Genomic DNA, 11,143 nt, shown 5'->3' with positions numbered 1-11,143 from the left:
AATCAATTAGTTAAAACCCATGCTTTCCGGATTAATTTCTTCCCATTCATTATTTGAATTAGTTTTAAAAATTTTAAGCTGAGAAGTTTGCTCGGTCTCGGAATAAATGAAATCAATGGCAGATTTACTGCCGATTCTTTTGGTATGAAGCACTTTTTTATCAATTACTTTTGGACGAGAAATTTTTTCCAGTTTGATCCGGCCCAAAGGACTTTTAAATTCAACTGATTCTCTTTTACCTAAAATTATTTCTCCGGTTGAAGTTTCCGCCACAGTAAATTCTTCTTCGTATCGTTTATCAATACCAAATTTCTCTTCCACTTTATAAATTAAATTTTCCCATTTTTCCGCATTCATAAAAATTAGAATATAGAATTTAGAATCTAGAATTTAGAAAATGATATAAACTCAAATACAACACACTATCTAAATTATTTTATTATTTATTAACGAGTTAACGGATTAACGAATTAATTTTTCAGCCCGAGACTAATCCGCCTTTGGCGGAAACTCGTGAACTCGTTAATTCGTTAATCTAAAATTTATAATTCTCATGAAAGGGACTCACTTTATACATTCATATTAGCATTTTCTATCTTACTTGTCGATTCTATTTTTAACGGAAAAGGCACACCCGCAATAATTCTGCCTGTAAAAATTATATTCTTTACTTAATTCCAAGCTTCTTTTAAAACCATCGTTCTTTTTAAAATCAGCTTCAAAAAATTTCAAATTATATTGCTTGGCTAATTCCACGCCGATCTGATTGATTTTTACGGCGTTTTTTGAAGGGCCAACCGTCAAGCTTGTGGCAAAATAAGGAATATCGCATCTTTGAGCAATTTGGGCTGTTTTTTCCAAGCGCATTTTAAAACAAATTTGGCACCGCTCTCCCCCTTCTTTCTCGTTCTCTTTCCCTTTGATAGCTTCCTGCCATTTTTCATTTTCATAAAATTCTTCCAATAAATCCACTTTATATATGGCAACCAATTTCCTGACTTCAGCCAAACGTTTTTCATATTCTTCCAATGATTGGATGTTTGGATTATACCAAAATAAAGTTAAGTCAAATTGGCCTTGCAATAATTCAATCGGAACCGTGGCGCAATTGGCGCAGCAAATATGAAGCAGTAATTTGTTCATAATAAATTAACGAATAGACTGATTAAGGCGGCAATCGGAAAAGCGAATTTCAGACTGACCATACTGACTAAAAATACCAAAACAATACCCATTAAAATCCTTCCAATACCTATGCTCATTTCTTTCAAGACCGTGTATTCGTCAATATAAGATCCGTGATCAGCGGATCGTTCATAATAAAGCGCGTCAAAAGGAGTACGAAAAATAATACTCGTGAAATTATGAAAAGCGCCGACTACGAAAATTTGAAAAGTAGTGCCGGCAAATGCTTTTAAAAACCACCCTAAAGCGTAAAGCATTGAACCGGTTCTAACCATTTTCTTTTTGGGAAATTTGTCAGTATATTCTCCGACAAAAATTTGAAGAACCACAGTGCCGATAATGATCAGAGCGGTAATCGCACCCACGGCCAGATATTGTTTTTCCAAAATTTGATAAATAAAAATCGGCCAAATCACTATGCCCACCAAATCCTGAGCTCCGTCAGCCATATATGCAACCATGGTATGACGGCGGCTCTTTTTAAAAAGCTCTTTCCAAGAACCAAAGTAAGAATATTCAAATCGCGCTTTGGTTTCGCTTATTTTAAATAAGGGAATGATAGCAATGGTTAAGATAATCATCGTTATCATGAAAAGAGTTTCAAAACTGTTTTTACTTAATAAAACTCCGGCCACCAGAGGCGCGCCGATACTGATTAAATAACCCAAAACCGTCAAATACGCCATCTGCTTGCCACGACTTTTGCCGTCGGTAAATTTAACGAAATCAACATGATAAGGCACCCAATAAAACAAGCGAAAGGCAAGCAAAACAATGTTGGCTAAAATGGCAAAAATCAAAGGATTATTGCTGAAAAAATAAAGACAGAGATAAAAAGGTATGATAAAAAATCTGGCGATAATGATTGATTTTTTCAATCCGATTTTTGACATCCACATCGCGCCGATTGGCGACAAAATGCCATAAAGACCATAACCGATGACATAAAAAATAATTACCCAATGAATTGAATTTCCGAATTTTTCAAATAAAAAAATCGGCAAAAATAAGCCGACCATGCCGTCTGCCAATGAAGCAATCATGTTATAAAAACAGAGTGCTTTAAAATCTTTGGAAAAATTAAAACGAAAAAATTTAAACATAACCATTTATTTTTTTAATTCGTAATATTTTCGTCCTTTTAATTCTTTGGGCAGATATTCTTGTTTGGAATTCGGGAAATTATGCGAATATTCATAACCCTTTCCATAACCGATTTTTTTCATTAATTGAGTTGGAGCGTTTCTTAAATGAAGCGGCACCGGTAAATTTAAAGTTTTCTGGACATCTTCTTTGGCAGCCAAAAGCCCTTTATAAGAAGCATTGGATTTCGGAGCCGTAGCCAAATAAGTGACTGCTTGAGCTAAGTTAATTTGTGCTTCCGGCAAACCGATAATTTCAACTGCTTTAAACGCGGCAATGGCGATTAAAAGCGCCATTGGGTCGCGATTGGTAATATCTTCGGAAGCAAAAATTACCATTCTCCGGGCAATAAACTTCGGATCTTCCCCTGCTTCAAGCATTCGGGCCAGCCAATATAAAGCCGCGTCCGGATCAGAACCGCGCATTGATTTTATAAAAGCGGAAATAACATTATAATGCTCGTCGCCGGCTTTGTCATAAGATAAAGCTTTATATTGCAAGGCTTGTTCTATAATAGACAGACTGAGATGATGAACTTTGTCAGAATCTGAAACGGAAATTCTGGCCGCGCTTTCCAAAGCGTTTAAAGGATTGCGGGCGTCACCGTTTGAAGATTGGATCAATAAATCCAGGGCCGGTTTGGCGATTTTTATTTTTAATTTTCCCAATCCCCTTTTTTTATCCGAAAGCGCTCTCTTAATAATCAAGCCGATATTTTCCGGCGAAAGCGGATTAAAAATAAAAACCCGACAGCGTGACAGAAGCGGTGAAATAACTTCAAAAGAAGGATTTTCAGTTGTCGCGCCAATTAAAATAATTTCTCCGGATTCAACAAAAGGCAAAAAAATCGCCTGCTGGGCTTTATTAAAACGATGGATTTCATCAACAAATAAAATCGTCTTTTTTCCGCAAGATCTTTTCGCCACTCTGGCTTTTTCCAAAACTTTTCTGATGTCAGCGGTCTTTTGCTCCACGGCTGAATACTGAATAAAATCCGCGCCAGTGGTCAAAGCAATAACACCGGCCAAGGTAGTTTTACCAGAACCGGGCGGGCCCCAAAAAATCATTGAAGGAACCTCGTCTTGCTCGATTAATCGCCGTAAAATTTTTTCCGGACCGATTAAATCTTCTTGGCCGACCAAATCGTCCAATGTTTTAGGCCTCATTCGTTCAGCCAAAGGTTTTAATCCTTCATTTGTTTCGGAAAATAATGTGATATCTTCTTCTAACATGACTATTATTTTAGCATATTTTAAGTTTTTGTCCAAACTTACAGTTTACAATTTATAAATTTAGGTTATAATTAATTTAATTATCGGGCTGTAGTGGACCGGTACCACGCTTGGTTCGGGACCAAGAAACAGAGGGTTCGACTCCCTCCAGCCCGATTTTTAAATAATAAAATAGAGTCCTAAACAAGGACTCTATTTTATTATTTAACAATATTATCGTGAACCACTGAAGGGTTCACGATGACCCTTATACCCTTTAGTGATACAGGGTTATTTTTGACAATTTGAACAATAATATGTTCCCCTGCCAGCCAAAGTCATTCTCTTGATTTTCTTCACGCAGCGGAAACATTTTTGATTCTCACGACCATAAACTTTAAGTCGCGAAACATAATTTCCTTTCTCTCCGCTCGCGTCAACATAATTTTCAACCGAGCTGCCCTTATCTTTGATTGCTTGTTTTAAAATACTTATCAAACAATGATATAAATTTTTTATTTCCTTATCAGATAAACTTTTGACTACTCGGGTTGGTAAAATCTTGGCACAAAAACAAGCCTCTTGGGCGTAAATATTACCAATGCCGGCGATAAAAGATTGATCCATTAACAGCGGTTTGATTTTTAATCTTGATTTTTTCAACAAAATTTCTTGAAATTTTTTCAGAGTGAAATCTTTTTTTAACGGTTCCGGCCCGTATTTTTCTTGTTCAAATATTTTTTCCAAATCAACTGTTTTGACCAATTTAACATAGCCGAATTGCCTTAAATCATTATAAATCAGCGCGCTTTTATCCGAAAAATGATAAATAAGGTGTGTATATTTTTGATGTTCCATGTTATCTGTTCCATGTTTCATGAATATCAATTGTCCGGTTAATTTTAAATGAATCAACAACGAATAACCACCTGAAATTTTAATAATCAAAAGTTTTGCCCGGCGCGAAACATCTTTAATAATCGCTCCTTTTAATTTATTTTTAAAAACAAGGGCAGATACGCCCTTAATTAATTTAGCCAGCCGAATTTCCACTCTTGCTATTTTTTTACCAATAATTTTATCGGCTAATTGATTTTTAATTGTTTCAACTTCCGGTAGTTCGGGCATAAAAATTAGCTTATTAGGAATTAGCTTTTTAGCTTCTTAGTAATTAAGTTATAGTTTCTCATCCTAAAAAGCTAAGAAGCTGAACTTGGTGGGCGCACTAGGAATCGAACCTAACAAGGGGTCTCCCGCCAAAATTTTGGGTGATAAATGGGCGATTCAGGATTCGAACCTGAGACCTCTATCGTGTGAGGATAGCGCTCTAACCAACTGAGCTAATCGCCCAAAATTTTGGGCGGGCTGTTTTTACCATTAAACTATGCGCCCGATTCAGATAAAATCACCTAGAATGAACCCGCCAATTTGTACATTGGCAAGATAATAGCTGCCATCATTCCGCCAACCACTATGCCCAAGAAAATAATAATAATCGGTTCAAGAAGAGTAACCAATCTTGATAAAATATTCTCCACTTCACGGGAATAAAAATCCGCCAATCTCCCCAAAACTTCATCCAATTTACCGGTTTCTTCTCCTACTGACAATAAATTTGACACCATTTTTGGAATATGATCGGATTTTATAAGAGTGGAGCTGACAGATCGTCCTTCTTCCACGTCTTTGATTGTTTGGAAAATTAAATCTTTATAAACATTATTTTCCACTACTTCGGCTACTATTTTAAGAGCCGCGGTTAAAGGTATGCCTCCGACCAGCAAAGTGCTTAAAGAACGAGTAAAACGAACAAGGTATAAATTTTTAAAAAGCAGACCGAAAACAGGAACTTTTAAAATAAATTTATCCCAAAAATTTTTTCCTTTAGAAGTTTTTAAAAAATATTTTAAAAAAATAATTAAAGCAATAATTAACGGTATAAATAAAATCGTATAATGTTGCAAAAATTTACTGGTACCAATCAAAAACTTTGTAGAGGCAGGTAATTGCGTGCCTGATTCTGCTAAAACGCTGGTTAGTTGAGGAACAACAAACAACATCATTAGAACCATCACGCCAATAACAGTTATAATAACAAAGAGCGGATAAATCATCGCTCCTTTTATTTTATTGATTAAATCAAAATTTTTTTCTTGCTCGTTCGCTAAATAATTCAAAACTTCATCCAGTCGGCCGGCTGTTTCACCCGCCCTAACCATATTGATATAAAAATCATTAAAAACTTTAGGGTATTTAGCCAAAGCTGAAGAGAACCTAACTCCCCCTCTTACATCTTCGGCGATCGATCCAACCACGCCCTTTAAATACAAATCCTCTGTTTGTTTAACCAAAATTTCCAAACATTTTACCAGCGGTAAACCGGCAGAGACCATAGTTGAAAGCTGACGAGATAAAAAAACCAAATCTTTCGGTTTGACGCCGCCAAATAAATTTATTCTTAAATTAAGAGGACGGTGTAGTACGGACATTTTACCGCCCTCCGCGAGAGATAAAATAATAAGATCGCGAGAAGTTAAAACTTCCATTGCCGCTTCTTGATTCAAAGCATCAATAATTCCTTTAACTGTCTCCCCTTTTAAATTTTTAGCTTTGTATTCGAATAACATAAAATTAGCTTTTTAGGAATTAGCTTTTTAGCTTATTAGACAATGCTTCTTAACTCCTAAAAAGCTAAGAAGCTACAAGCTAAGAAGCTGTTTTTTATCTTCTTAATAATGATTTCAACATTTCTTCGTCAACACAATTTTTAATCGCGTCTTCAAGCGAAATTTTACTGGAGGTCACCAAATCAGCCAGGTATCTATCCATGGAGACCGATTTGGTGTCTTCCCCTGTTTGCAAAAAAGTTGATAATTGATGAAGCTTGCCTTCAGCGATAATGGTTTTAATACTAGGCAGAGCGGATAAAACTTCAAGGGCTCTTATTCTTCCCCCGCCGATTTTAGGCACAAGTCTGGTGGCAATAATACCGGCTAAGTTTTCACTGAGAAAATATCTGATATTTTCTTCTTCGCTGGTTGGGAAAAAATTAAGTATTCTTTTAATTGTCTGGATAGACGAACCCGTATCCATAATGGCAAATATTAAAGTACCTGCCTCGGCCAAAGCGAAAAGTTCTTCCATTATTTCGGCATTTTTAATTTGCGAAATCATTACCACATCAACATGGCCTCTCTCTCTGATAAAATTTAATCCTTCTTTGAAAGATAAAACATCGCGGCCAATTTCTCTTTGTTCAATTATGCTTTTAATGCCGGTTAAATTATATTTAATCGGTTTTTCCAAAGTGGCAATATATTTATTTTGATTTTTATTAATATTGTCAATTAATGAAGTCACTAAGCTGAATCTTCCTGAATCATGAGGACCGGCGACAAAAACAATTCCTTTTGATAAATTGGTGAAATCTTGAACCATTTTCGGCAATTCAATTTTTTCCATATCAAGAGCTTCCTGAGACAATAATTTCAAACAAATTGCCGGAGTGTTTTTTTGATAATAAACATGAATCTGAACTGATCCCAGTTTGCCGATTTCCTTAACGGTTATAATCTGCTTTTTTTCTTGAAGTTCGCTCTGTTCTTTATTATCCAAAACGGCGGAAATGACATCACTGATAAAAGAAGCGGCTAAAATATTTTCTCCGTTCAACGGCTGTATCTTGCCGTCAAGATTAATAAAAGGAATTTGCGCGTTAATTAAATAAATTTCCGAAACCTTTTTTTCGGCCGCGGAAACGCAAATGCGATTTAAAATCATTTCTGTTTGAGTATACATAGTTTTAAAAACTTAAAAAATTAAAAACTTAAAAACCATTTTTATATTTTTACTCTCTTGCCACTCTTAAAACTTCTTCAATAGTGGTTTCCCCTTTTAAGGTTTTAATATAACCGTCTTGAATCATACTGATCATTTTTTGTCTTTTAAACTCAGCTTTTACATCGTCAATTTTACAGCCCCTGACAATAATATCTTTCATTTGATCAGTAATTTCCAGTGCTTCAAAAATAGCAATTCTGCCTTTATAACCTTCTTGCCCGCATCGCGTACAGCCCTTGCTGTGATAAATAGCGAGATGGCCTGTTTTTTTATCTCTAAATTTTTCCACATCTATATCCTCCACGTCTTTCAAGGCATTCTCTATATCTTTCTCCACTCCGGCGGGAGGAACAATCGGCTCAGCGCAATATGGACACATTTTTCTGACTAATCGTTGAGCCAAAACTATATTCAAAGAAGAAGCAACCAAAAATGGTTCTATTTTCATATCAATCAAACGAGGTATGGCACCAATAGCATCATTGGTGTGCAGAGTAGAAAGTACAATATGACCGGTTAAAGCGGCATGAGTGGCTAATTCGGCAGTTTCATTATCGCGGACTTCGCCGACCATGATAACATTAGGATCTTGTCTGACCACCGAACGTAAACCGGTGGCAAAAGTATAACCTATATCAGGTTGAATTTGACTTTGATTGACTCCTTTCAAAACGTATTCAACCGGATCTTCCAAAGTAACAACATTGACTCCGGGCTGATTTAAAACTTTTAAAATAGCATAAAGAGTAGTGGTTTTACCTGAACCGGTGGGACCGGTAGCCAAAACCATGCCATGTGGCCTGAGTAAATTTTTATTGATTATTTCAAGCTCTCTCCCCCAAAAACCCAAATCTTGCAAATCAAAAATTTTCTTGGTGGGGTCTAAAATTCTGATAACTGTTTTTTCTTGTCCCAATAACGGCAAGATTGAAACTCTTAAATCTATTTGGCGTTTTGAAACTATAACTCTGATACGACCGTCTTGAGGAATACGCGTTTCATCCAATTTTAAGTTTGCCATTACCTTAACGCGGGAAATAATTGCTGAATGAAGATGTCCCGGCAACAACGCCACTTCTCTTAAAACACCGTCGATTCTGTAACGAATTCTGGTTTGATCGCCCAATGGTTCAATATGAACATCAGACGCGTCGTTATCAACCGCGTATTTTAAAATGGAAGCCACCAGTTTGGCGATTGGAGCCATTTTGGAAATTTCTTCAAGTCCTATGTCAGCAATGGATTTTCCGGCTTTGATAATCGGAGCGAAACGATCTTCGGCTGCGCCAACGGCTTCTTCCACTTCAACACTGAGTCCGCCATATTGGGTTAAAATATTCTTAAAACCGGAAACAGTGATAGCATAATATTCAACTTTTAAATTTTTTTGACGGGAAATAAATTCAATCGCTTCTCTGCCTTTAAAATCCCCCGGATCAAGCATGGCCACTTTCAATATATCGCCCTCTTTGGCAAAAGATACAACATGATAATTTTCAGCTGTTTCTTTGGGTAAAATTTCCAAAATTTTTCGATCAATAACCAGACCGTATAAATTGGCAACAGGCACAGCGAAAATCTGCCCTTTTGCCCAAGCTATATCTTCTTCGGAAATAATCTTCTTATGTTCAAGAATTATGTCGGGTTCACTTTGCGTTTTTTCCGCTTCGGCTAAAAGTTCATTATAATAATCTTTGGTTAATTTTCCGTGTTCCAAAAGATATTTGACAATTGTATTTTGACCATCAAGCATATCGGGTAATGAAAATTTTAAAATTTAATATTAAAATTGCAGTAAATATTACGGCTGTTTTATTTCTTTTTTAGGGAAAGGCAAAAAAGGATTGACCTTGCCTTTTTCCGACACTTTAACCGGTTCAAAAAATGCCTGAATATAACGCATTTCCTTAAATTTAGGATTTTCTAAAATATTTTCAATCTTGTCCACTGATGGAATAGAGGCGGATAAATATGGCGGCCTGCCTGCTACAGAATCCCCCGTGGAAACCTTGGGGGCTTTAACGTATTTTATTAAAATAAAGCCTATCGCTAAAATAATAAGCACCAAGAATATAATTAATCCAATCATTTTTTTATTAACATTTGGCATTGTTTTGAGTTAGTCGTTTAAAGAATAAGTTTTTATTATTACGCTCAAGGAAGCTCCGGCATCTTTTAAGGTAATCTGGGACACATCCATAATTCTTATATTTTTTTCCAAATAATCTAAAAATTCTTTACAAGATTGATAGTCACCTTCATCAAAGTTTAAATTTATCGTAGTGATTCCTTCATCTGACTTAACGCTAAATTCCGTAAATTTCATTCCTGTCTGTCGGGAAATAATATCAATTTGATTTAAAAGACTCGGCAAATCTGATTTTTCGGCAATCGTATAATCTAATTTTTTTAAACTGTCTTCACTGATTTTTTCCGTCCTTGATTCCAATGCTGTTAATTTATTAAAATATGCTTCTTGTTCTTTAACAATTGTTTTATAATTTTCAACATCAAATTGTCCGTCATTTGTAGTTTGATTAACTTTCGGTTTTATAATCAAAAAATACTCAAATGAGAAGGCGGCAATAATAATAAAGATAATCAGCGTCCAACAAAATTTAACCAAAATAATATGGTACCATTTAACGTCAAATTTTTTTTCTTCTATGATTTTTGCCATATTTATTGTTTGAAAACTCCATCAACTAGAATTAAATCAACGGAAAAAGTAACAATTCCCGAAGGAGTTCTGGAGATATTTGTAGCTTGAGCATTTTTAATAAAATCAGTGGCATTATTAAAAACAATAATTTGTCGGGCCACCGAAATTAAATCTTTGGCCGTTGCCGATAAATGAACTGCCCCGCTAGTATCAGCGGAAAAATCACCGAAATAAACATCCGGAATGGTGTAAGTTTCCAGTAGGCTGAAAAATCGGGTCCAATAAACATGATTGGCTAAAATTTCTTCCACTTTCATTGCTTTTTTCTCCAAAGACGCAACATCATTTCTGACTTTTAACAATGGATAAGTTTTTGCCTCCCAAAGTTGAGAGTCAACCTGGAGTTTTCTCTTTTCAACTCTTAATTGTTCAAAATGCCAATTTGTATATAATAAAACAATAGAAAAAACCGTGATAACAACAATTATTGTTGCGGAAAGAATCAGCATTTTTTCCTTCACGATTCTTGGAATAATCATTTCTTGACCGGGCATCAAAGTAATCTCCGGAGTTTGCGAAGTTTCTGTTAAAAATTTTTTATCCCGCGGTTTATCGGCTACAGGACGAATGATTTCCGGTTTTTTTTCAGATTCTTTTTTGGGTTCTTCTTGAATAAGAAGCTCCGCCAACTCAGACATTTTCTCTTTTTTATCGTTTTGAGAAACTTCCGGTTCAATCCGTTCGGCGGGCTCAGGATTGATACTGAACGGAGTCGAAGTATCAACTATTTTTAAATTGGAAATTGGCGACTCTTTCGACTCTGCTGATTGTTTTTTAAAATTAAACCAACCGATTTTTGGTTCGGCAGTTTTTAGCGGAACCGAATTTTTTTCTTTAATCGGCTGAGAAAATTTTATTTCCGCCGATTCTTCGGTTTTTTTATTTATTTTTTCATCCTCCCTCATTTCTTCGGGAAGTAAATTGATAGACATAATAGAAAATGTAAAATGTAAATATCAAAGATTAAAATGACAAATTAAAATGTAAAATTATCAAATTTATAAAATCCGTTTTGACTTTTATTAATTTTAAATTTTACACT

Annotated in this window: 11 protein-coding genes and 2 tRNA genes; 1 reads left to right on the top strand and 12 read right to left on the bottom strand. The window is 35.4% G+C overall.

All coding sequences use genetic code 11. The annotated features are described in order from the left end of the window. Positions 1–6: 6 nt before the first annotated feature. From PHF10_03360 to PHF10_03345, 4 genes are all read right to left on the bottom strand, one after another. Entirely contained in the window at positions 7–357 is a 351-nt protein-coding gene (locus PHF10_03360; protein ID MDD5534761.1) for a hypothetical protein, read from the bottom strand. 240 nt (positions 358–597) lie between these two features. After that, on the bottom strand, positions 598–1,143 hold the full coding sequence (locus PHF10_03355; protein MDD5534760.1) for an epoxyqueuosine reductase QueH: 546 nt from the start codon (positions 1,141–1,143) through the stop codon (positions 598–600). After that, on the bottom strand, positions 1,140–2,288 hold the full coding sequence (locus PHF10_03350) for an MFS transporter (GenBank protein MDD5534759.1): 1,149 nt from the start codon (positions 2,286–2,288) through the stop codon (positions 1,140–1,142). The genes PHF10_03355 and PHF10_03350 overlap by 4 nt, the downstream gene beginning before the upstream one ends. A 6-nt stretch (positions 2,289–2,294) precedes the next feature. Beyond that, on the bottom strand, positions 2,295–3,560 hold the full coding sequence (locus tag PHF10_03345; protein MDD5534758.1) for a replication-associated recombination protein A: 1,266 nt from the start codon (positions 3,558–3,560) through the stop codon (positions 2,295–2,297). Positions 3,561–3,644: 84 nt separating this feature from the next. Here PHF10_03345 and PHF10_03340 point away from each other — a divergent pair. After that, a tRNA-Pro gene (locus PHF10_03340) sits at positions 3,645–3,716 on the top strand. Between the two features lie 114 nt (positions 3,717–3,830). Here the strand turns inward: PHF10_03340 and mutM are convergent. The 8 genes from mutM to PHF10_03300 all read right to left on the bottom strand — a co-directional run bounded on the left by mutM (position 3,831) and on the right by PHF10_03300 (position 11,033). After that, a complete protein-coding gene (gene mutM, locus PHF10_03335) occupies positions 3,831–4,667 on the bottom strand; it encodes a bifunctional DNA-formamidopyrimidine glycosylase/DNA-(apurinic or apyrimidinic site) lyase (protein MDD5534757.1) in 837 nt (278 codons plus the stop codon). Between the two features lie 148 nt (positions 4,668–4,815). Then, positions 4,816–4,889, bottom strand: a tRNA-Val gene (locus tag PHF10_03330). Between the two features lie 59 nt (positions 4,890–4,948). Beyond that, the gene (locus PHF10_03325; GenBank protein MDD5534756.1) at positions 4,949–6,166 is read right to left on the bottom strand and encodes a type II secretion system F family protein; all 1,218 of its coding nucleotides are present in this window, start codon (positions 6,164–6,166) and stop codon (positions 4,949–4,951) included. A gap of 94 nt (positions 6,167–6,260) precedes the next feature. Next, on the bottom strand, positions 6,261–7,337 hold the full coding sequence (locus tag PHF10_03320) for an ATPase, T2SS/T4P/T4SS family (GenBank protein ID MDD5534755.1): 1,077 nt from the start codon (positions 7,335–7,337) through the stop codon (positions 6,261–6,263). A gap of 49 nt (positions 7,338–7,386) precedes the next feature. After that, on the bottom strand, positions 7,387–9,132 hold the full coding sequence (locus PHF10_03315) for a GspE/PulE family protein (protein ID MDD5534754.1): 1,746 nt from the start codon (positions 9,130–9,132) through the stop codon (positions 7,387–7,389). Between the two features lie 48 nt (positions 9,133–9,180). After that, the gene (locus tag PHF10_03310; protein MDD5534753.1) at positions 9,181–9,489 is read right to left on the bottom strand and encodes a hypothetical protein; all 309 of its coding nucleotides are present in this window, start codon (positions 9,487–9,489) and stop codon (positions 9,181–9,183) included. 9 nt (positions 9,490–9,498) lie between these two features. After that, the gene (gene pilO / locus PHF10_03305; GenBank protein ID MDD5534752.1) at positions 9,499–10,059 is read right to left on the bottom strand and encodes a type 4a pilus biogenesis protein PilO; all 561 of its coding nucleotides are present in this window, start codon (positions 10,057–10,059) and stop codon (positions 9,499–9,501) included. A gap of 2 nt (positions 10,060–10,061) precedes the next feature. Further along, positions 10,062–11,033 carry a hypothetical protein gene (locus PHF10_03300; GenBank protein MDD5534751.1) on the bottom strand — a complete coding sequence of 324 codons (972 nt, stop codon included), beginning with the start codon at positions 11,031–11,033 and terminating at the stop codon, positions 10,062–10,064. Between the last annotated feature and the right edge of the window lie 110 nt (positions 11,034–11,143).

This window comes from Patescibacteria group bacterium (genome assembly GCA_028716665.1).
GTDB lineage: Bacteria > Patescibacteriota > Patescibacteriia > UBA2591 > JAQUPP01 > JAQUPP01.
The sequence above is the reverse complement of the archived record's forward strand: the minus strand, read 5'-3'. Positions and strand labels throughout refer to the sequence as shown.